Source organism: Adhaeribacter radiodurans (genome assembly GCF_014075995.1).
Classification (GTDB): domain Bacteria; phylum Bacteroidota; class Bacteroidia; order Cytophagales; family Hymenobacteraceae; genus Adhaeribacter; species Adhaeribacter radiodurans.
On the sequence record NZ_CP055153.1, the window covers coordinates 4,197,139 to 4,218,092 of the forward strand.

Annotated in this window: 22 protein-coding genes; 11 read left to right on the forward strand and 11 right to left on the reverse strand. The window is 41.7% G+C overall.

Features of this window, described 5'->3' with window-relative positions; genetic code table 11:
* Positions 1 to 106: 106 nt before the first annotated feature.
* Together HUW48_RS16810 and polX are read right to left on the reverse strand one after the other, a co-directional pair.
* Positions 107 to 1,093, reverse strand: coding sequence for a glycosyltransferase family 9 protein (locus tag HUW48_RS16810; protein WP_182412049.1), 987 nt, complete (start codon positions 1,091 to 1,093; stop codon positions 107 to 109).
* Entirely contained in the window at positions 1,090 to 2,805 is a 1,716-nt protein-coding gene (gene polX / locus HUW48_RS16815) for a DNA polymerase/3'-5' exonuclease PolX (RefSeq protein ID WP_182412050.1), read from the reverse strand. Before polX ends, HUW48_RS16810 begins: the two co-directional genes overlap by 4 nt.
* Before the next feature lie 221 nt (positions 2,806 to 3,026).
* Here polX and HUW48_RS16820 point away from each other — a divergent pair, with 221 nt between their 5' ends.
* The 8 genes from HUW48_RS16820 to HUW48_RS16855 all read left to right on the forward strand — a co-directional run bounded on the left by HUW48_RS16820 (position 3,027) and on the right by HUW48_RS16855 (position 9,143).
* The gene (locus HUW48_RS16820) at positions 3,027 to 3,431 is read left to right on the forward strand and encodes an EVE domain-containing protein (RefSeq protein ID WP_182412051.1); all 405 of its coding nucleotides are present in this window, start codon (positions 3,027 to 3,029) and stop codon (positions 3,429 to 3,431) included.
* 352 nt (positions 3,432 to 3,783) lie between these two features.
* On the forward strand, positions 3,784 to 5,271 hold the full coding sequence (locus HUW48_RS16825; protein ID WP_182412052.1) for a hypothetical protein: 1,488 nt from the start codon (positions 3,784 to 3,786) through the stop codon (positions 5,269 to 5,271).
* Positions 5,272 to 5,428: 157 nt separating this feature from the next.
* A complete protein-coding gene (locus HUW48_RS16830; protein ID WP_182412053.1) occupies positions 5,429 to 5,602 on the forward strand; it encodes a hypothetical protein in 174 nt (57 codons plus the stop codon).
* A gap of 237 nt (positions 5,603 to 5,839) precedes the next feature.
* A complete protein-coding gene (gene pyrR, locus HUW48_RS16835) occupies positions 5,840 to 6,391 on the forward strand; it encodes a bifunctional pyr operon transcriptional regulator/uracil phosphoribosyltransferase PyrR (protein WP_182412054.1) in 552 nt (183 codons plus the stop codon).
* A gap of 3 nt (positions 6,392 to 6,394) precedes the next feature.
* Positions 6,395 to 7,318, forward strand: a complete 924-nt coding sequence (locus HUW48_RS16840) for an aspartate carbamoyltransferase catalytic subunit (RefSeq protein ID WP_182412055.1) — start codon at positions 6,395 to 6,397, stop codon at positions 7,316 to 7,318.
* Between the two features lie 111 nt (positions 7,319 to 7,429).
* Positions 7,430 to 7,879, forward strand: a complete 450-nt coding sequence (locus tag HUW48_RS16845; RefSeq protein WP_182412056.1) for a LexA family protein — start codon at positions 7,430 to 7,432, stop codon at positions 7,877 to 7,879.
* Positions 7,863 to 8,183 carry a Y-family DNA polymerase gene (locus HUW48_RS16850; RefSeq protein WP_182412057.1) on the forward strand — a complete coding sequence of 107 codons (321 nt, stop codon included), beginning with the start codon at positions 7,863 to 7,865 and terminating at the stop codon, positions 8,181 to 8,183. Before HUW48_RS16845 ends, HUW48_RS16850 begins: the two co-directional genes overlap by 17 nt.
* Before the next feature lie 252 nt (positions 8,184 to 8,435).
* Entirely contained in the window at positions 8,436 to 9,143 is a 708-nt protein-coding gene (locus HUW48_RS16855) for a DinB/UmuC family translesion DNA polymerase (protein WP_182412058.1), read from the forward strand.
* A 248-nt stretch (positions 9,144 to 9,391) separates the two neighbouring features.
* Here HUW48_RS16855 and metG read toward each other — a convergent pair whose 3' ends face one another.
* Complete coding sequence (metG, locus tag HUW48_RS16860) at positions 9,392 to 11,431, reverse strand: methionine--tRNA ligase (protein WP_182412059.1); 2,040 nt, start codon at positions 11,429 to 11,431, stop codon at positions 9,392 to 9,394.
* A gap of 231 nt (positions 11,432 to 11,662) precedes the next feature.
* On the opposite strand from metG, the gene HUW48_RS16865 reads away from it, so the two are divergent.
* On the forward strand, positions 11,663 to 12,205 hold the full coding sequence (locus HUW48_RS16865) for a hypothetical protein (protein WP_182412060.1): 543 nt from the start codon (positions 11,663 to 11,665) through the stop codon (positions 12,203 to 12,205).
* Positions 12,206 to 12,305: 100 nt separating this feature from the next.
* Here the strand turns inward: HUW48_RS16865 and HUW48_RS16870 are convergent, their stop codons facing one another.
* From HUW48_RS16870 to msrB, 3 genes are all read right to left on the reverse strand, one after another.
* On the reverse strand, positions 12,306 to 12,677 hold the full coding sequence (locus HUW48_RS16870; RefSeq protein ID WP_182412061.1) for a hypothetical protein: 372 nt from the start codon (positions 12,675 to 12,677) through the stop codon (positions 12,306 to 12,308).
* Between the two features lie 16 nt (positions 12,678 to 12,693).
* Entirely contained in the window at positions 12,694 to 12,972 is a 279-nt protein-coding gene (locus HUW48_RS16875) for a hypothetical protein (protein ID WP_182412062.1), read from the reverse strand.
* A 314-nt stretch (positions 12,973 to 13,286) separates the two neighbouring features.
* Entirely contained in the window at positions 13,287 to 13,835 is a 549-nt protein-coding gene (gene msrB, locus HUW48_RS16880) for a peptide-methionine (R)-S-oxide reductase MsrB (RefSeq protein ID WP_220463941.1), read from the reverse strand.
* Positions 13,836 to 14,071: 236 nt separating this feature from the next.
* Here msrB and typA point away from each other — a divergent pair, with 236 nt between their 5' ends.
* Positions 14,072 to 15,877 carry a translational GTPase TypA gene (typA, locus tag HUW48_RS16885; RefSeq protein WP_182412063.1) on the forward strand — a complete coding sequence of 602 codons (1,806 nt, stop codon included), beginning with the start codon at positions 14,072 to 14,074 and terminating at the stop codon, positions 15,875 to 15,877.
* 138 nt (positions 15,878 to 16,015) lie between these two features.
* On the opposite strand, the gene HUW48_RS16890 is transcribed toward typA, so the two are convergent.
* Positions 16,016 to 16,900, reverse strand: coding sequence for a glycoside hydrolase family 16 protein (locus tag HUW48_RS16890; protein ID WP_182412064.1), 885 nt, complete (start codon positions 16,898 to 16,900; stop codon positions 16,016 to 16,018).
* A 94-nt stretch (positions 16,901 to 16,994) separates the two neighbouring features.
* Between HUW48_RS16890 and HUW48_RS16895 the strand changes: the two genes are divergently transcribed.
* Positions 16,995 to 17,297 (forward strand): DUF3817 domain-containing protein, encoded by a 303-nt coding sequence (locus tag HUW48_RS16895; RefSeq protein ID WP_182412065.1) that lies wholly within the window; start codon positions 16,995 to 16,997, stop codon positions 17,295 to 17,297.
* Positions 17,298 to 17,307: 10 nt separating this feature from the next.
* Here HUW48_RS16895 and HUW48_RS16900 read toward each other — a convergent pair whose 3' ends face one another.
* From HUW48_RS16900 to HUW48_RS16915, 4 genes are all read right to left on the reverse strand, one after another.
* Complete coding sequence (locus HUW48_RS16900; protein WP_182412066.1) at positions 17,308 to 17,949, reverse strand: nucleotidyltransferase family protein; 642 nt, start codon at positions 17,947 to 17,949, stop codon at positions 17,308 to 17,310.
* A gap of 8 nt (positions 17,950 to 17,957) precedes the next feature.
* The gene (locus HUW48_RS16905; RefSeq protein ID WP_182412067.1) at positions 17,958 to 19,142 is read right to left on the reverse strand and encodes an XdhC family protein; all 1,185 of its coding nucleotides are present in this window, start codon (positions 19,140 to 19,142) and stop codon (positions 17,958 to 17,960) included.
* Positions 19,143 to 19,399: 257 nt separating this feature from the next.
* Complete coding sequence (locus HUW48_RS16910) at positions 19,400 to 20,194, reverse strand: metallophosphoesterase family protein (protein WP_182412068.1); 795 nt, start codon at positions 20,192 to 20,194, stop codon at positions 19,400 to 19,402.
* Between the two features lie 5 nt (positions 20,195 to 20,199).
* Positions 20,200 to 20,940, reverse strand: coding sequence for a nucleotidyltransferase (locus HUW48_RS16915; RefSeq protein WP_182412069.1), 741 nt, complete (start codon positions 20,938 to 20,940; stop codon positions 20,200 to 20,202).
* Positions 20,941 to 20,954: the final 14 nt, after the last annotated feature.

Sequence of the window (20,954 nt, forward strand, 5' to 3'; positions counted from 1 at the left end):
ACAGGCCAGGAATATTAAAGACAATACACTCCTTAAGTCTGGCACTATTTTACTTTGGCGGGAATAGCTTGTTTATAAAACTTGAAATTCAACATAAAAGCGACTGCTAGTGATTTAGCTCAAAATCGAAGTTTATTTCGCGCATGCACTTGAAATGGCCTTGCGGACATTTGCTGTACCCAATTTTAGAGCAGGGCCGGCAATACAGATTAGGTCGCTCGAAAACTAAAAAATCGGTTTTGTACGGATACATACCAAATTCCGGCACGGTATTACCCCAAATCGAATAAATTTTTTTTTTACAAGCTGAGGCAATGTGCATTAACCCGGTATCGTGACTAAAAACGGCAATGGCTTGTTTTACCAGCGAAGCAGATTGATTTAAATTATACTTACCGCAGGCGTTGTAGATAATTGTTTCTTGTTCGTGGTTCGTTGCTCGGCTATGAAAGAATTTAGTAATTTCTTCGGCGGTAGCGGCATCTTCTTTGCCGCCTAATAAAATAACCGGAGCATTTATTTTAGTACAAACTTCGATTATTCGTTCGGTGGGTAGTCGTTTGGTAGCATGCTGCGCTCCTATGGCAAAAGCATAATATCCATTCTGGTGCGTATGGGGCAGGTCAGCGAGCTTTACTTCATCGGCAGCCGGAATAAAATAATCTAAACCTTGGTCATCCGTTTTCACTCCCAGCTCCGAAGCTGCTGCCAGGTAGCGGTCTACAATGTGTACAGCTGGCAGTTTATTTACTTTAAAACGTACCAGTAACCATTTCTTTACATTTAATTTATCGAAGCTTTTACTTGGTACGCCTAATTTAAACTTAATGAAGCTAGTTCGTAAATTATGGTGCAGATCCACCACGTAATCAAACTTCTCGGCTTTTAGTTCGGCAATTAAATCACTTACGTTTTCGCGCAAATAATGCACCTGATCAATGTACGGATTATGCTCTACAACGCTTCTAAAATTCAACTTGGTAGCGTAATGAATACGTGCTGCTGGTAATTGCTGCTTTAAGGCCCGCACTACCGGCGTGGTAAGCACAATATCACCAATAGAAGAAAAGCGCAGTACTAATATTTTCGTCATTTAACCTCCGCAAGCGCTTTTATCCGGCGTTCTTCGAAATAGTGGGCTACCTTTTCCAAAGGCCAGGCATTAAAGGTCATTTCTTTGGTTAGGCCGCCTTTACGAGCTACCTGCACGCCATAATGCATGTCGTGGTAACCGCTGGTGCTATGGGCATCCGGATTTATACTCAGCAACACGCCCTGCGACAAAGCATAATCTACCCAGCGCCAATCTAAATCCAGGCGCCAGGGATTGGCATTAATTTCAATAATTACCTTGTAAAAAGCACAAGCATCAATAACAGTTTTATAATCAATGGGATATCCTTCGCGCTGCAACAGTAAACGGCCCGTTGGATGACCTAAAATAGTAGTAAATGGATTTTGAATGGCCCCTAACAAACGCTCAGTAGCTTTTTTCTCCTCCATTTTTAAGTTACTATGAATAGAAGCCACTACAAAATCAAAAGTACTTAGCACTTCATGGTTATAATCCAGTGAACCATCCGCCAGAATATCGGCTTCAATGCCTTTAAATATTCTAAACGGCTTCATTTGTCCGTTTAACTGATCTATTTCGCGGTGTTGTTCCTTTACCCGGTGCTCTACCAAACCATTGGCGTAAAAAGCTGCTTTGGAATGATCGCAGATACCTAGATAATGATACCCTTGGTCGCGGCAGTAAGTAGCCATGGTAGCTAAAGTATGAGCCCCATCGGAGTAAGTAGTATGATTATGCAAAATACCTTGCAAGTCTTCATCAGCAATTAGCTTTGGCAACCGGTTCTCGCGGGCCAAAGCAATTTCCTGAGCGCCTTCGCGTAGTTCTGGTTCGATATACGCCAAACCTGCTTTTTGATAAATTTCTTCTTCGGAAGTAAATTTGTGTTGATTTACTAATTGCAGTAAACAATCCGTATCGTTGTACAGAGAGCTTAAGTGCGCCGTAGCGCCTGTATATTGAAATAAAGCATTGTAAAAAGAATCAGCAGGTACTATTTTTATTTCTACCCGTACGCCGGTTTGTGTTTCCTGTCCGCGCCAAACAAAAGGTCCGGACTTTACTTCGTCGAATTGCAGTTCTGGTCGTTGCTGCAGTAGAATGGGTACCTGCAAAGGATCTTGCGGAGCAGCAATAAACAACATAGTTTCAATTATCTCTAAACGTCGCCGTACTTCTCCTGCTACAGCTACCAAGTTCGTGTGCAAGTTGGTTTGCAGAAAAGAAACGAACTCATTAGCATATTTTTCAATGGTAGCGTAATGTACTTTGCCTTTACTAGACTCCGAATAAAGCAATCCGTTTTTAATTGTTTCCTGGGTTTTAGCTCCAAAACCTTTTAGAGCGGCTATTTGGTTATTTTCACAGGCTTGCAGTAAATCTTCCGCGGTTTCTACGCCTAATTCTTTCCAGATTACCCGTATTTTCTTCGGTCCAATCCCTTTTATCCGCAGCATATCTACTACGCCCGGTGGAGTGGCCGCTAGTAAGGCATCTAATTCCGGAAAACTGCCGGTTTGGTTCAGTTCAAAAATTTTACTCGCAATCGATTTACCAATGCCTTCCAGGTGTTCTAAATCGCTTGTTTGCAAACTTTCTAAAGCCACATCTACCCGTTCCAGGTTTGCAACGGCATTGCTATAGGTTCGTATTTTAAAAGGATTTTCGTCGTGCAGTTCCAATAACGAAACAGCTAGCCGGAACGTCCGGATTATCTCTTTGTTTTTCAAGGCAATTTAATTTTTGCAAAGATACACATTTCTGTTAGCTGCGGGTGCGGATCAATCCATAAACTTAGTACCTGGCATACCATTTCAGGAGTTGAATAAAGCAGGCTTCGTGTCTATTTTAGGCAATTATCATCTATCTTTGGCGGTAAAAATCGGCATTAAATATTTTAAATGCACTCTAACAACTTGTCTATTATTCAACTTAATTTCTTAACAAACACATGCAGTACTGGCTCGTAAAATCAGAACCGGAAGCTTATTCCTGGGCCGATTTAGTAAAAGACGGTAAAACTTCCTGGACGGGTGTCCGTAATTTTCAGGCTCGAAATAATATAGTGCAAATGAAAACCGGTGATCCGGTATTATTTTACCACAGCGTATCAGAAAAAGCAATTGTAGGTATAGCTAAAGTAGATCGGGAAGCTTACCAAGATCCTACCTCCGACGATGCCCGCTGGCAAACCGTTGACCTGGTACCCACCCGCGATTTTAAGGAACCCGTAACCCTGGATCAAATAAAAAAAGACAACCGGCTTGAGAATATCGCTTTGTTGCGGCAATCGCGTTTATCCGTAATGCCCCTAAAACCCGAAGAATACGATACTATTTTAGGTTTAGGCAACTAGATTCGGACCGCGGATTTTACGGATTACGCAGATTCAGATATATCCGGCAGAATTGATTTTATGCTACTACTTGAATTGCCTCTGGCCTTAGCTAGAGAGAGCCTGTTGTATAACCCCAGGCCGAAGCCAGAGGCAATTTAAGATTAAAAAGAAATGTTTTATTTGTTATTAAGGTTTGACAATTTGCCGCCACCGTTCATTTATTACTAAACTATACTATCGATTTCGTCCTCTTTATCATTACTTTCCTAAAATATTTTACTAAACTACTTTGCATCCTTTGCATAAGTACCGTATAAGTCTTAAATTAAATGTTATTCTCATCTAACTAAGCCAAGAAATAGGGTTCTTGATGTCGAAAGCTACCTGGTTTTTATTATTTACTTTCTGGATTTTTCAATCATATATTGCATACAGCCAGGAACCTGTACAACCTAATCGGGTGGAGTTTGAAGCTACTACTTCTGATTCGCACTTTGAAGTGTACCCTCTACAAGACAGTACTTTATTTGTGTACGCCCACGATTACTCAGATTTAAGTACAAAAGAAACTTTTACTTTTTCAAAATTCGACCAAGAGCTAAATAAAATCTGGTCGGGCCAAATACCTATTCAGGAAGATTACCGCCTGCAACATATTTTTGCCGATCACAACTTTATTTATATTCTGTTTCTCACCTATAAACCCTGGGAGTTTGTTCTTTTAAGAATAAATAGTTTTAACGCCGCTTATTCAGAAGTTACTTACGATTTACGTGATTATGATTTGCCCGCCGATTTACGAATTGAAAGCTTTAAAGTACTGAATAATAATGCTTATTTAATTGCCTATGACTTACGCCATTTAATCGTATTAAACTTAGATTTACAAACCGACCAAATCAAAACCATACCGGCTTTATACGACAAAGCCGATGCTTTAGCTACTTTTAACGCCGACACGGCTACGCAACGGGCTGAGTTTGTTTTATCGGAATCGAACGGTCGCATAGGTCGCTTGCAGGTGAAACGATTTGATGAAATTGGCAATTTACGCAGCATTAAAATCTTGCAATCAAAGCTTAACCGTAGTTTAATTACGAGCCAGTTGAGCCCCGGCGATAGCAGCCAGAAAATAATGGTAGGCACGTATTCGCTACGCGATATGCGGTACGCTCAAGGTTTGTTTACCAGTCAGTTATTTAACGAGCAAAGCGATATTATTTATTACGATTTTAAAAGCTTCCGGCATTTCTTCGATTACATGCGCAAAGGTCGGCGGGAAAGGCTTTACCGGAAAGCGGCTCGCTTTAAAGCCAAAGACAAAGATTTTCGGCTCCGCTATCGTATTTTATTGCACGACATTATTTACTACGAAAAAGGCATGTTGCTGGTAGCCGAGGCGTATTATCCGCAATACAGCAGTTCCAGCACGTATAATTACGGATTAGCGCCATTGGCCCGCGTTTTTGATGGTTACCGGTACACCCATACTATTGCCTGCGCTTTTGATAAAGAAGGTAAACTAATCTGGGATAATAGCTTTACGTTAAGAGATGCACTGCAGGAAAATTTAATTGAAAACACCCAGCTAATCCGAACCGGCGATAAAATTATTATGGCCTACAGCGACGAGAAAAACATTCGCTATAAGATTATACAACAAGACAGTGTTACCAAAGACAACAGTAAAGTAGCTGTGCTAGCAAACGAGCCAAACGAAAAAGTAACTGAAGCCGAAAGAACTGGCTTATTGTCGTGGTACAATAATGTATTTATTGCTTATGGCTACCAGCGGGTACGGCCACCAGGCGGTCCGGCGCGTAATGTTTTTTACCTGAACAAAGTGGTGTTTGAGTAGAGTTTTGGTCGATAGACCACGGACGACAGACCATAGAGGTTTTTGGTTAAAAAGTTGAATGGTTTGATCTTCCAAATTAATGGTAGTTTAAAGTTAAATGAACGAGTTCTATAGTAAACGCACCAATTGGACTTACATATTTCTAAGTATTAACTCTTTGATTTTAGCAGAAACAATCTTTGGTTTTGCTTGGGTTGGTAGTTATGATAAATCTACTTTAACGTTGTTTGCCTGGGTAGTCTTCAGTGTAACAGCTTTTAATATTTATTTTTTCTTTAAAAATTTAGCAAACGGAAATAAGCATATTAGAAGCGGTTTTTTGGTGGGATAACTGTAATGATAGTTGTTTTTGCTTTACTCGGAAGTTTAATTATTTTGTTTATTTAATACTATAGCAGGTTGTAAGTTATGCTTATAATTTACTAACCACACTTTTCGGCTAAAATGCAATAACTAATCTTTAATCTGTGGTCTATGAACCATCTATATGGGCTAAGAAAATTTCTGTGGACTATGGACTGTGGACTATCGACTAATTACCTATCTTTGCCCGATATCTTTGGTCGGTATGCAGAAAAGACTCATTGTAAGTAATCAGTTGCTTCAAATAATGCTGGAACGCTTAGCGCAGCAATTGATCGAAAATCACCACGACTTTTCTAATTCGGTAATCTTAGGTTTACAGCCACGCGGCATATTTGTAGCCGAGCGTTTGCAGAAAATTTTGCAAAGAATAGTAGGCTCACCTATTCGAACCGGTCGGCTGGATATAACCTTTCACCGCGATGATTTCCGCCGCCGCGAAAATCCGCTTATGGCCAATGCTACTCAGATTGATTTTATTATTGAAAACCAACAGGTAATTTTGGTAGACGATGTGTTGTACACCGGTCGTTCCGTACGAGCCGCTCTCGATGCTATGATTGCTTACGGCCGGCCGCAAAAAGTAGAATTACTGGTATTAATTGACCGTCGGTACAGCCGCGACCTGCCCATTGAGGCTACATATATTGGGCAGCAGGTAAATTCGCTGTCGTCGCAGCGGGTACTGGTAGAATGGCGCACCCCCGAAACCTCCGAAGATAATATTTGGCTTATTACCAAAACCGAAGAAAAGTAATCCATGCAAGAACTCAGCGTTAGGCATCTTTTAGGAATTAAAGAAATTACCCCCGCCGATATTCAATTAATTTTTGAAACAGCCGATAATTTTAAAGAAGTTCTGAACCGCCCGATTAAAAAAGTACCTTCGCTCCGCGACATTACCATTGCCAACGTTTTCTTCGAAAATTCTACCCGCACCCGGCTTTCGTTCGAACTGGCCCAAAAACGCTTATCCGCCGATATTGTTAATTTTTCGGCCAGCGGTAGCTCCGTAAAAAAAGGCGAAACCCTGCTCGATACAGTTAATAACATTCTGGCCATGAAAGTAGACATGATTGTAATGCGCCACGCCAGTGCCGGTGCCCCGCATTTTTTGTCGAAACATATAAAAGCCAATGTAGTAAATGCCGGCGACGGCACCCATGAGCATCCTACCCAGGCCTTGTTAGATGCTTTCTCTATCCGGGAAAAACTAGGCGAAGTGGCCGGTAAAAAGATTGCCATTATTGGCGATATTCTGCACTCGCGGGTAGCGCTCTCTAATATTTTTGCTTTACAAAAGCTGGGCGCCGAAGTTATGGTTTGCGGTCCGGTAACCTTACTACCTCGTTACATTAGTGCTTTAGGCGTAAAAGTTGAGTTAAATGTACGCAAAGCTTTAGAATGGTGCGATGTAGCCAACGTATTACGCATTCAGTTAGAACGGCAACAAATGAAGTATTTTCCGTCTTTACGCGAATACACGCTTTATTACGGCATCGATAAAAAATTACTAGATAGCTTAAATAAGGAAATTGTAATTATGCACCCTGGTCCTATAAACCGGGGGGTAGAATTAAGCAGCGATGCCGCTGATTCTCAACAAGCTATAATCCTTAACCAGGTAGAGAACGGAGTTGCCATCCGGATGGCAGTTTTGTATTTACTTGCTTCCCGCGTGTAACCTATAAAAACATTGTATATTTAAAACTAAAATATTTAGTAATTAAAAGAACATATTTTAGTTTTTGCTAGTATATTTAGCAATATATATCCTCTATTCGCTAAATACACTATGGAAATTCTTTCTGCTTCTTTCCCTATTAGTCAGCCCAGTCAGGTGCGGGTACGACTTTACGAGCATAATGTACCGGCCGGATTTCCCTCGCCCGCAGCCGATTTTACCGAACGAACCTTAGATTTAAATGAGTTTATTGTAAAGCACCCGGCTTCTACTTTTTTTGTAACAGTAAGTGGCGATTCTATGCAAAATGCCGGCATTTACGACCGCGATGTTATTGTGGTAGATAAATCATTAAAGGCAGTACACGGCAATATTGTACTGGCTCTCGTTCACGGCGAGTTCACGGTTAAGCGGCTACATTACCTTGGAACAAGAATTTTCTTAAGTCCCGAAAACGAAAAATACCAGCCTTTAGAAATAACCCACGAAATGGATTTTGTGGTGTGGGGTGTAGTTATTCATGTATTACATAAACTATACGGCCATGATCGCACTGATTGATTGCAATAACTTTTTTGTATCGTGCGAGCGGGTATTTGAGCCGTGGCTTAATGGAAAACCCGTTGTAGTGTTGTCTAATAACGATGGCTGCATTATTTCCCGGTCGCAAGAAGCAAAAGATTTAGGAATTAAAATGGGGGAACCTTTATTTAAAGCGCGTCCGCTTATTGATCGGGAAGGGGTACGGGTATTTTCATCCAACTTTATGCTTTACGGCGATATGTCGCGGCGGGTAATGCAAATTTTAAAAACCTTTGGTGCAGTGGAAGTTTATTCTATTGATGAAGCTTTTATTGATTTATAGCATATTCCGCCGGCACATCTCGAAGCATATGCTGCTATCATCCGGCAAACCATTGGGCAGTACTTAAACATACCCGTATGTGTAGGTATAGCCCCCACCAAAACTCTGGCAAAAGTAGCCAACCATTTAGCTAAAAAGAATTTAAATTATAACGGCGTAGCCTTACTCGACACACCCGAAAAACAAGCAACTGCCCGGCAGCATTTACCGGTAGAAAATATTTGGGGTATAGGCCGACGTTATGCTATTAAATTGCACCAGCACCAGGTTTACACCGCTGCCGACCTGGTAAACCATAGTCCTGGCTGGGTATACAAATACATGGGCGGCGTTGTTGGCGTGCGGTTACGGCAAGAGTTACTCGGTATTCCGTGCCAGGAATTAGATGTAACCGAAGAGCAAACTCGAAAAAATATTGCTTGTACCCGTTCTTTTTCGCAATATATCACTAAACTCGATGAACTGCAGGAGGCGGTAGCAACCTACACTTCTCGCGCAGCTGAGAAACTACGGTTACAAGGTAGTGTAGCCAAAGCTGTTTCTGTTTTTATCCGGACAAATAAATTCTCGGTGCAGGCACCGCAATTCCACCGGGCTACAACTATTGCGTTGCCCATGGCCTCTGCTGATACAGGTGAGCTTATCCGCTACGTGTTACAAGGTTTAAGGCAAATTTTTCAAATTGGGTATGCTTATAAAAAAGCCGGTGTTATTCTGTCCGATATTATTCCAGAACAACAGGTACAAACCAATTTATTCGACACAACCGACCGAGATAAAAGTAAAAAACTCATGCAAGCGCTAGATAAACTTAACACCAAAATGGGCAAGAACGAATGGGCTATGAATATGATAGGTTATGCTACTACCGGTACTAAAAAAGACTGGCGCATGAATCTTAGCCGGATGAGTCCGCGTTATTCCACGCACTGGGGAGAATTGTTACAGGTACAGATTTGAGGATTTAAATAAAATATTCTCATAATAATAGGGAGAGTTAGCCAAGCGCTCTCCCTACTTTCGGAAAGCCAATTAGGAGATTGGCTTTCCAAGCAATACGGAGAAACTGCTTACGCCAACTCTCCGCCTAACAGGATTTAACACTCTTAAACTTTAAATAAAGTGGAGCATTCTTGAAAAACTTTAAAACATAAAAGCTACGCTAGCTCTTATGCCAGCGCAGCTTTAAAAAATTTACTAAATCTAAATTACGACACCGTTCCGCCGTTCTTCACTACCGTGGAAGGTTGTACAAAGGCTAGAGAACCATCAGCGTTTTCGGCCATTAGAATCATACCCTGGCTTTGGATACCTTTAATTTCACGGGGTGCCAAATTTACTAAAACGGCTACTTGCTGGCCAATAATAGCTTCCGGTATAAAATATTCGGCAATACCGCTCACAATGGTACGTTGGTCAAGGCCGGTATCAATTTTTAACTTCAGCAGCTTTTTAGTTTTCGCTACTTTTTCAGCTTCCAGAATAGTACCGATCCGGATATCCATTTTAGAGAAATCGTCGAAAGTAATATTTTCTTTGGCAGGCTCCGCTACCGAGTTAGCGAGTAAGTTAGCTTGTTTGGTGTCGTGTAATTTTTGTACCTGCGCCTCTACAGTGGCATCCTCAATTTTCTCGAATAATAGTTTCGCTTCGCCTAGCGGATGAGCCGGAATAATAAATTCCGACATGCCGGCTTCGTACCATTTACCCAAATGAATATTGAGCATATCGGCGAGCTTTTGCGCCGAAGCGGGTAAAAATGGCTCTATTAGAATACTTAAAGAACCGGCAATTTGCAGGGCAATATTTAAAATTGTTTTTACCCGGGCTTCGTCGGTTTTAATTAATTTCCAGGGTTCAGTATCTGCCAAATATTTATTGCCCAAGCGAGCCAGGTTCATTACTTCTTGCAGGGCTTCTTTAAACCGGTATTGTTCCAGGGCTGCCGCAACTTTGTTCGGGTAAGTTTCGAACTGGCTTAAAACCTCACGGTCTAAATTGGTTAAATCACCTTTATCCGGCACCAGGCCATTAAAATATTTATGCGTGAGCACCAACGCCCGGTTCACGAAATTACCAAATATAGCCAGCAGTTCGTTGTTGTTGCGGGCCTGAAAATCTTTCCAGGTAAAATCATTGTCTTTGGCTTCGGGAGCATTGGCGCACAATACGTAGCGCAGCACATCGCCTTTACCCGGAAAATCCTGCAGGTACTCGTGCAACCACACGGCCCAATTCCGCGACGTGGAAATTTTATCCCCTTCCAGGTTTAAAAACTCATTGGCTGGTACGTTATCCGGTAAAATATAATCACCGTGGGCTTTAAGCATTACCGGGAAAATAATACAATGGAATACAATATTATCTTTCCCGATAAAATGCACCAGTTTAGTTTCCGGATCTTGCCAATAAGTTTTCCAATCTGGAGTTAAATCTTTCGTGGCCGAAATATAGCCAATAGGCGCGTCGAACCACACGTACAGTACTTTGCCTTTAGCTTCTTCGAGCGGCACAGGTACGCCCCAATCTAAGTCGCGGGTAACAGCGCGGGGCTGCAAGCCACCATCAATCCAGGATTTACACTGGCCGTACACGTTGGTTTTCCAATCGTTTTTATGCCCTTCCACAATCCATTCGCGCAGCCAATCTTCGTATTTATCCAGCGGCAAATACCAATGTTTAGTTTCTTTTAATACCGGCTTTTCACCGCTCAGCATACTCTTCGGATTAATTAACTCGGTAGGGCTAAGAGAGGAACCGCATTTTTCGCACTGGTCACCGTACGCATTTTCGTTGCCGCACCGCGGGCACGTTCCTACAATGTACCGGTCGGCCAGAAACTGCTGGCTTTTTTCGTCGAAATACTGCTGAGAGGTTTTTTCTTCAAATACTCCTTTTTCGTACAAATTAGTAAAAAACTCCGAAGCAGTTTGATGGTGCGTTTCATTAGACGTGCGCGAATAAATATCAAAAGAAATATTAAACTCGGCGAAGGAATCTTTTATTTGTTTGTGGTATTTATCTACTATTTCCTGCGGCGTGCTAGCTTCTTTCTGCGCCCGAATCGTAATAGGAACGCCGTGCTCGTCGGAGCCGCAAACAAATTTTACATCAGCGCCTTTGGAGCGCAAATACCGTGCGTAAATATCGGCGGGTATATATACCCCGGCTAAGTGGCCAATGTGTACCGGACCATTTGCGTAGGGTAAAGCGGCCGTAACAGTATAACGTTTATATTTTGAATCCATTTTTTACAAGTTGGGGTGCAAAGATAGAAAATTGCTTCGTGATTTTGCCGAAGCGCTTACAGCACGTAAACAATAGTGAGTTCCCGAAATATTAGCAATAGGCGAGTAGAAGATTAAATTAAATTTAACAAAAATTTAATATACAATAAGTTAAATTAATCCGATATTTCATGGCCTGCTTTAGATTCAGGCCAATTAATGCATAAAGTTTGTCAAAGCACATTAACTATCATGAAAAAATCGGAAAAGAAAAAAACAGGCAAGAAGAAAGGTTCGGCTAGCACTACAAATAAGCTGGGATCAAAAGAATTGCAACGGGATTTTAACAAAAAAATGAAAATACTTGTACGCGATATTAAAAAAGAAACACAAACCACCATTAAAAACGCGCTGAAAGAGGCTAAACGCAAACTGCACGAAGGTTCGGAATTTGTGATGAACGACGTATTGAATTCCATTGTAACTACCGTGGAAGATGCCGAAGAAGCAATTATTGGTAAAAAAGAACCAAAAAGCAGTAAGAAAGCAAAAGGAAAGACTAAATCTAAACCGGATAACCTTTCTAGTGATAATACTGAAACCAACGAAAATAACGAACCAACAACAGTAGCTGCTCCTGAACCTACCAGTTCCGTAAACTCCGACTCCACTGATCAAGAGAAAACAAAGGAACCTGCTGTGGTAAAAAAACCAGCTACTAGCCGTACCCGCAAAGTAACCTTAACCCCCGCTGAACCTGCCCAACAAGAATCAACGGTGGAGGCTCCTCATTAAGAAATAAATTATTTAAATTTTAAGTTAAAAGTCTTACCGGAAGAATACATGAAAGACATGCTATTCTTCCGGTAAGACTTTTTTATTTTAGCAATTTGTATTATCGGATGCCCGGAACCGTGTCGGTACGCGTTCTTATTTCCTGCGGTCGTGCTTCGTTCGGCGTTAAAGCAGGTCTATCGGTGCTGTTATCTTCAATATTTCTTTTGCGGTTAACTTCACTGGCCCGATCGTTTAAGTTTGGTTTAGGTAATTGCTCCGGATTGCTGCCGACCCCATTATTATAAATTTGTTGCCGCTGTTCATCGGTTTCAATAGTAGCGGGGGTAGTAGTTACCTCAATTGGATCTTCTGCGGTTTCGCTTGTTTTGCGCGCCGAACTGCAGCTCACCATTCCGCCCGTTAGGGCTGTTAGTAGTACCCAATAGTACGCAGTTCTTTTACCTCTACGCTCTAATTTCAGGCGGTTCATGGTTGGCTGGCGATATTTATTTTACTTCTTTATTCTCTTGCAGAGTATTGTAACCCAGCGGCGTTAGCCGTAATCCAGATGCATCGGGAGTAGCGTAAGCTTCTTTCATTAAATGGTACTCCGCATCTCTTTGCACATCTTTAAAATGGTTGTGCTCGTCGTGTTCTTCTAAATAAGGAGTTAACTGCTCGTAAGTTAACACGTCGTTGGCCTGTATATTAAAATGCCGGAATGCCTGCATGATTAAATTAGTGGTATTTTCGATGTTATTGGTGGGGGAAGTTAAATTTTCCATTATAGTAAAAATCTGATTTGTTCTGATAAGAATGTACGCGCCTTAAAGGGTATTAGTTATTTTATAGTCCTTAGACGATGGTCCATAGTTTATAGAAAAAACCACGCGTACTAAATGATGATAGTTAAGGTAGGAAGAATAGAATAAATTTACTTTTTTTACGTACAGCACATTAAATAAAAAACACCCACTAAAGCAGGTGCTTTTCAAATAAATTGTTAGCATTTCGCGCGCTTAACTATCCAGCGTTTTCAAAAGCATAGTCAACCAATTGCACAATTCAGCCATTTAACAATAAACATCTGTGGACTAATTTACTTCTTCTCAAAAGCCAACGATACCGAGTTCAGGCAGTACCGCAATCCGGTGGGTTTGGGCCCATCGTCGAATACGTGACCTAAGTGGCCCCCGCACCGGTTACATAGTACTTCTGTGCGAGCCATGCCTAAGCTCATGTCGCGATCTTCTTTTACATTTTTATTATTTAAGGGTTTATAAAAACTTGGCCATCCTGTACCAGAGTCAAATTTTGTATCGGAAGAAAATAATTCCAAACCGCAGGCGGCACATTTATATATTCCCTTATCTACGTTATGGTTGTATTTACCGCTAAAAGCCCTTTCGGTGCCTTTTTCGCGTAATACGTAGTATTGTTCGGGCGTCAAAATAGCTTTCCATTCGGCATTAGATTTCACAATTTTAGCGGACTGGCCGGCTTTATTTAATTTATTTACTTTACTAATTGGCACTTGTTCACGGCCAGCTTCCGCGGTAGTTTCGCCGGCCGGGGCTTTTTTACTGGATTGGGCACAGGCAGTTACCGATAATAAGAGGGCTGCCATGCCATATACTATTGCTTTCATCTGAATGAATTTAATTGGTTTTAAAACTTGTCGAAATAGGCAAGTTTTATTTTTCTGAAACTTATTTTGTTTTTACTCTTTCTATTATACGCAAATAAAGAAGCGATTGGATTGCTTTTCAAGAGGTGAAAACGGAACCTGAAAAATTATCCTTTTGTTATTTAGAAACTTAAAATAAAGCGACTTACTAAAATTATATAAAAATCCGTACCTTTGCGGCTTCAATTAAATTACTGATGCAAAGTATCCGAAACATTGCGATTATCGCTCACGTTGACCACGGCAAAACGACGCTGGTTGATAAAATTATTCACGCTTCTAAAATATTTGACGCGCACCAGCACTTCGATGACCTGATTCTGGATAATAACGATCTGGAACGCGAACGTGGTATTACCATTGTTTCCAAAAACGTTTCTGTGCGTTATAAAGACGTAAAAATTAACATTATTGATACTCCGGGCCACGCCGACTTTGGCGGAGAGGTAGAACGGGTATTAAAAATGGCAGATGGTGTATTGCTGCTGGTAGATGCCTTTGAAGGCGCCATGCCCCAAACCCGTTTTGTATTGAGTAAGGCCATTCAGTTAGGATTAAAACCTATTGTGGTAGTAAACAAGGTAGATAAAGAAAACTGCCGCCCCGATGAAGTACACGAACAGGTATTTGATTTGATGTTTAACCTGGATGCTTCTGAAGACCAGTTAGACTTTGTAACCTTATATGGTTCTTCGAAACAAGGCTGGATGAGCCGGGATTGGCGCGAACAAACCGACAACATTATTCCGTTGTTCGATGCCATTATCGAAGTAATTCCACCGGCACCAACCCGCGAAGGCACACCGCAAATGCAGATTACTTCCTTAGATTACTCTTCGTTTGTAGGCCGGATTGCTATTGGCCGGGTACACCGCGGCACTTTGCAAGAAGGTGCTAACATGAGCTTGTGCAAGCGCGATGGCAGCATTAAAAAAGTAAAAATTAAAGAACTACACATTTTTGAAGGCTTAGGTAAAGTAAAAGTGGAATCGGTTTCTTCCGGCGAAATTTGTGCTATTACCGGTATCGAAGGTTTTGATATTGGCGATACTTTAGCCGATTTTGAAAATCCGGAACCATTAGAGCGGATTTCTATTGATGAGCCAACCATGAACATGTTGTTTACTATTAACAACTCGCCGTTCTTTGGTAAAGAAGGTAAATTTGTTACTTCCCGCCACTTACGCGATCGTTTATTTAAAGAAACGGAAAAGAACTTAGCTTTACGGGTAGAAGAAACCGACAAAGAAGATACTTTCCTGGTTTATGGCCGGGGTATTCTGCACTTGTCCGTTTTAATTGAAACCATGCGCCGCGAAGGCTATGAATTACAGGTAGGTCAGCCACAGGTGTTATTTAAAGACATCGATGGTCAACGCCACGAACCTATTGAACATTTAGTAGTAGACGTACCGGAAGAAACTTCGGGTAAAGTAATTGAGTTGGTAACCCAGCGCAAAGGCGAGTTAACCATTATGGAGCCCAAAGGCGACTTGCAACACCTGGAGTTTAACATTCCGGCGCGGGGTTTAATTGGCTTACGTAATAACGTATTAACTGCAACGGCTGGTGAGGCTATTATGAACCACCGTTTTCAGAGTTACGAACCTTATAAAGGCACCATTCCGGGTCGGATTAATGGTTCTTTAATTGCCATGGAAAATGGTCCGGGTACGGCTTATTCTATTGATAAATTACAAGATCGCGGCGTATTTTTCGTAGAACCCGGCGAAGATGTGTACATGGGTCAGGTAATTGGCGAGCACAGCCGTGGCAACGACTTAACCGTGAACATTCAAAAAGGTAAGCAGCTGACCAACATGCGGGCTTCCGGTTCCGATAACAACGTGCGGATTGTACCTAAAATTCAGTTCTCCCTGGAAGAAGCAATGGAATACATCCAGAAAGACGAATACCTGGAAGTAACGCCGAAAAACATCCGGATGCGTAAAATCTACCTCGACGAAAACGACCGCAAACGTTACGAGAAGAAAGAAGAATAGAATTTTTTAGTTGCTGGTTTTTAGTTGTTCGTTGTTTGATGCACAACAAATAAAAAAGGTGAATCCAGGATGGGGTCACCTTTTTTATTTTATTCTGACTATTTGCTTCAACTTTTTTTAAGTTATTACTTAAAGCTATTACTGCGTTTTTCTTTTCTGGTAAACGCGTACGTAATCTACTTCGAACCGGGCGGGGAAAGTAGTTTTAGAAACATCGCCACCGTTGGTACCACCAATAGCCAGGTTCAAGAGCAAGTAATGCGGTTGGTGAAAAGGATTTTTACCCGAGCCATCTTGGTTAATAGTTTTAGTTAAATCTACCTCATTCAGGAGCAAACCATCTACGTACAGCCGGATGTATTTTTCGTCCCAATCCATGCGCCAAACATGAAATTTTTGCGCCCAATTAGGGTTGTTAAAAGAGGTAATGGCTTTTTTAGTGGTGCTCCATTTTGCCTGGTATTGCTTGGCCGTGCCCCACGCTGCATTGGCTAATAAGGAGTCGCGGTAATATTCCATAATATCAACTTCCCCGTTGCGGGGCCATTCGCCGGAAACTCCTAATGTCCAGAAAGCCGGCCACATTCCCGGCCTTATGTCTATTTTTCCGCGCTTTTCCCATCGGCCATATTGCCATTGCTGTTTTCCCTGAGTAGTTAAGCTGGCCGCTGTATAAGCCGCAAACTCGCGATTGGTGCGCCAATCAGAACTATTTGCTTGATAAGCAGGATTAGTTTTTTGTTCCCGCCGGCCTTCAATAATCAGGTAACCCTTTTCGCACCAGGCATTTTCTGGTTGGTATAATTGGGCTTCCTGGTTCCGGACAAATCCTTTTTCAAAAATCCAGTTCTTCGGGTCTGGTCGACCAAGAATATTAAATTCATCGGCCCACACTAACTGCCAACCAGTATCTTTTTTATTTTTAGCAGATTGCTTAGCTGAACTAGATTTAGATTGAGCTATTGCCCCAAAAGAAATAATAAAAGTAAATAATATCGTAAGAAGAGCGTCCCTTAGTTTCATAAGTTTAAAGTGAATTTAAAAGTAAGAACTTCTTCTTAATTTTTTGCTTTAGCAAATGGTACCTACCTTTGCCGGAGAAATATAAAATAAAGAAATGCAAACACCAATCAGACGGTTTAGGGTTGTAGGAATTATAGAGGGTATCTCGTATTTAATTTTATTGGGCATAGCCATGCCTTTAAAGTATTGGGCGGGTATCCCGGAAGTAGTTAAAATAGTAGGTTGGGCGCACGGCGTATTATTTGTTTTATTTGGATTAGCATTACTGCACGTATGGGTTAACCGGCGCTGGAGTTTTGGGCGGGCATTATTGGCTTTTTTAGCTTCGCTGATACCCTTCGGAACCTTTATTTTTGATAAAAGCTTACGGCGCGAAGAGCAATTAGTCCAGCGCTAAAAAGTTGATTTTATTCCGGATTATCTTCTAAAAGGGTTGCCGGATTTTTGCTATTACCGGACAGGTACTGCTGCAAAGCCGTGTAATCCGATACGGTATCAATATCAAAAGAACCTAACTCAAACGGGATAGTAGCTACAAACTCCGGGTACTGGTAAAGTAATTTTTTAGCACCATTGTTACCGTGTAGGGCAAGTAACTCCTGAAAATATTGCTTATCAAACAATACTGGTGTACCTACTGTATCCTGGTAAGAACAGGCAATTATTTTTTGAGAGCTGGTTTCTTTGTGTTTGATTAATTCTTGCAGGAGTTCGCCAGAGACAAAAGGCTGGTCGCAGAGCATTATAATTACATTTTCTACGAGAGGAGCTACTTTTAATAAAGCCGCTAAACCGTGCCGGATAGAAGCGCTCATTCCTTCCTTCCATTCTTTATTCTCCACAATATACATCTCCGGAAAATTTAATTGCGCTCTTAGAGAATCGGCTTGCGCACCCAGCACCACTACAATAGGGCTGCTACCCGATTGTTGCGCTACCTGCACTGCGTGCTGCATTAAAGTTTGGCCCTGAAAATTTAAATTTTGTTTCGGACTCCCTAAGCGAACGGATGCGCCTGCCGCCAATAAAACCACCCCGGTTGCTCCCATAATAATACTTAAATTACTTTTTCCGATACCGGCTGCGAGTCTGCAATTGCGATGGGCGCATCTACCACGGACCGTTCATGAATAGCTTGCGGTTTTTGGCGCAGAAAAGTACCTTCTTTGCCGGCAAGTACCGTTTTAATTTCAGAAATAGCAGATAAAGCAATTTCTTCGGGAGTTTCGGCCCCAATATCTAAACCAAGCGGACCGTAAATTTTCTGCATTTGTTCCGAAGAAATTTCCACGCCTTCAGATTCCAGTTCCTCGAGCATCTGGTTTAGTTTCTTTTTGGGTCCTAAAACTCCCACATATTCTATTGGCAAAGGCAATAATTGCCGGAGCATAGCCAAATCGTAATTATAGTTGTGGGTCATGAGCAGGAAAACGGTTTGCCCATCTACCGATATATTTTCCAGTACCTGTTGGGGTTTGGCTAACAATACTTTTTCGGCGGTAGGAAAACGGGCTTTAACCGCGTAATTAGTGCGGCCATCTATTACTGTTACCTGCCAACCTAAAATACTAGCCATTTGTACGAGCGGCTGCACATCGTTGCCCGCCCCTAAAACAATTACCGAAACAGGTGGATGCAGGTATTCTACAAAGGCACTAAATACCTTATCCTGTAATTGATAATTGCGGATAATGGACTTTTTACTATGCAATACTTGGCTTCCTTCTTTCTCCAGCAGTTCACCTAGCTCCCTTGGATATTTATCACCACGTTTATCGCCTTTTTCGGGCAGTAACAAACAAGTACCTGGCTGTAAACCTAAACGGTTTTGCAGCGAGAACAAAGTAACAATTACAGCTTGCTGCCGCTGACTAATAACCGCCGAAAGTAAAGCAATGGGGTTATCCGGATCTTCGTCAACAATGGGCTCAATTAAAATTTGAATAATGCCGTTACAACCTAATCCTACACCTAAACGCGAGTCGTCATCGTCGGTAGTATCGTAGGTTACCAATAAGGCTTTTTGCTGAGTCATTACGAGGCGGGCTCTGCGCAAGGCATCGCCTTCCAGGCAGCCACCGCTAATGGCACCTGTTAATTCCCCTTCTTCGGTAACCAGCATACGGGCACCAGCTCGCCGGTACGCCGACCCTTCTACCTGTACTACTGTTGCTAAGGCGGTTTTCTTATTTAATTGGCGGGCTATTCCATAAGCCCGGACAATATCTTGTATCTCTTTCATGCAAATAATAGCTAATATAAGCCATTAACGAAAGATTTACGCGCAAATAGGAAATAATTTACTACAAATAGGCATTTAGTTTTACTTGAATAGCCTAAAAGACAGGTTTATCTAGTTTAAAACTTACCCTACAATAAACTTTAAAATCTGCGTATAACCCAAATTTTTCCGTTTGACTGTACTCCTTATACACAAGCAAGATAACAATTGCTTTAAGTTAATAAGGGCAAGCTTAATTACTTGCCCTTGTTACTTTATTATTCTTGCTGATTGGCTACTTCCTGAACGGCTGGTTCTGGTTTAAGTTCTACTTCGTACAGGTAATAGGGCACCTCATACCCTTCGCGTTGCAATATTGGTTTGGCTACGTTAAATACTTTTACTCCCGCCGAAGTTTGGCCTTCTAATGTACCTACGTGTGCGTGGCCATGAAAAGCAACCAATACTTGGCGCCGGTTAATGGGCTCTACCAAACGGGAGCAGCCCAGGTACGGGAAAATTTCGGGCGGTTCTCCTACTACGGTTTCTTTAATAGGCGCATAATGTAATACTACAATTTTAGGTATATCTACGTAATCTACATCTAAGTGCGCTAAAGCCCGATCAAGTTTTAACGCATCATCTACAGCTTCCTGCACGAAACTTTTAATCATGGGTTCGCCGAACATCGACAGCATGTGCTTATCAAAACCACCGCCAAAGCCCTTTATGCCTGCAAAACCAATCCCGTGCAGTACTATCGACTGACCATCCAAAATATGCACGTTATCGTTTTCCAACATTTTTTTGATGGTTTTCTGCTGGTCGCGCTCGTAATCGTGATTACCCAATACCGCAATAATGGGAATAGTACAGGCTTTTAACTCTTGCGCTAATACTTCGGCTTCGGCTAGGTGCCCGGTATCGGTGAGGTCGCCGCAGAGCAATAAAATATCGGCTTGCGCCGAAACCGTCTGGAAATATTCTACCCATTTGCCCTGGTCAGTTTCTTTTACATGAATATCGCCCACGGCGGCAATCCGGACAGGATTTTGCTGCTTATTTTGTTCCATGTTGCTTAAACAGTTTTGATGGTAATTACTTTATACTCGGCATCCACAATATCGGTTCGGTATTGGGTCTGGTCGATAATAGGTCCGAGACAAACTTTTTCGACGGGTAACGGCAAATCAAACTGGCCTTTAGCTTTTTCTATTAAGGTATCGAACAGCCATTTGGGAATAATATCGCGTTCCGTTGGATATACAAACTGGAAAAGTAAAACTTGAGCCAACAATAAATGCCAATGCTGTTCCAGCCGGGTCCAGATGCGGTTCCAATCGAGTAAATGCCCGTGTTTTACAATAATATGGTTTACATCGGCACCATCGTAGCGCTCGCGGTTTTGAACGTAAACTTTACACCACAACAATTCTTCGGCCGGAATAAATTTTACCGGTACGCCGTACGCTTCGCCGGTTACGGCATGGTCAAACCAGGTATCATCTACAGTGCAAATATTATTTACCGTATTAAAAATTATATCGATGTAATAATTATTTTTAAAAACTTTGGCTAACCAGCGTACATCCGTTAATTCAGTTGCAAAGCCATGCTCGGCAAAAAACTTTAAAATACGGGCATAGTCACCGGCTTTACAGAATAAATCCAAATCTTTTAAATCGCGGATAATACCGGTATATTGGCGTAAGGCGAGTCCCCCTCCTACTAAAAAAGGAATTTCGCTTTCGGAGAGTAATCGTAATGCCTCCGCAAAAAAGTTATGCGCAACCGTTTGTAATTCGTCTTCTTGTATCATATATTTTATTGAAA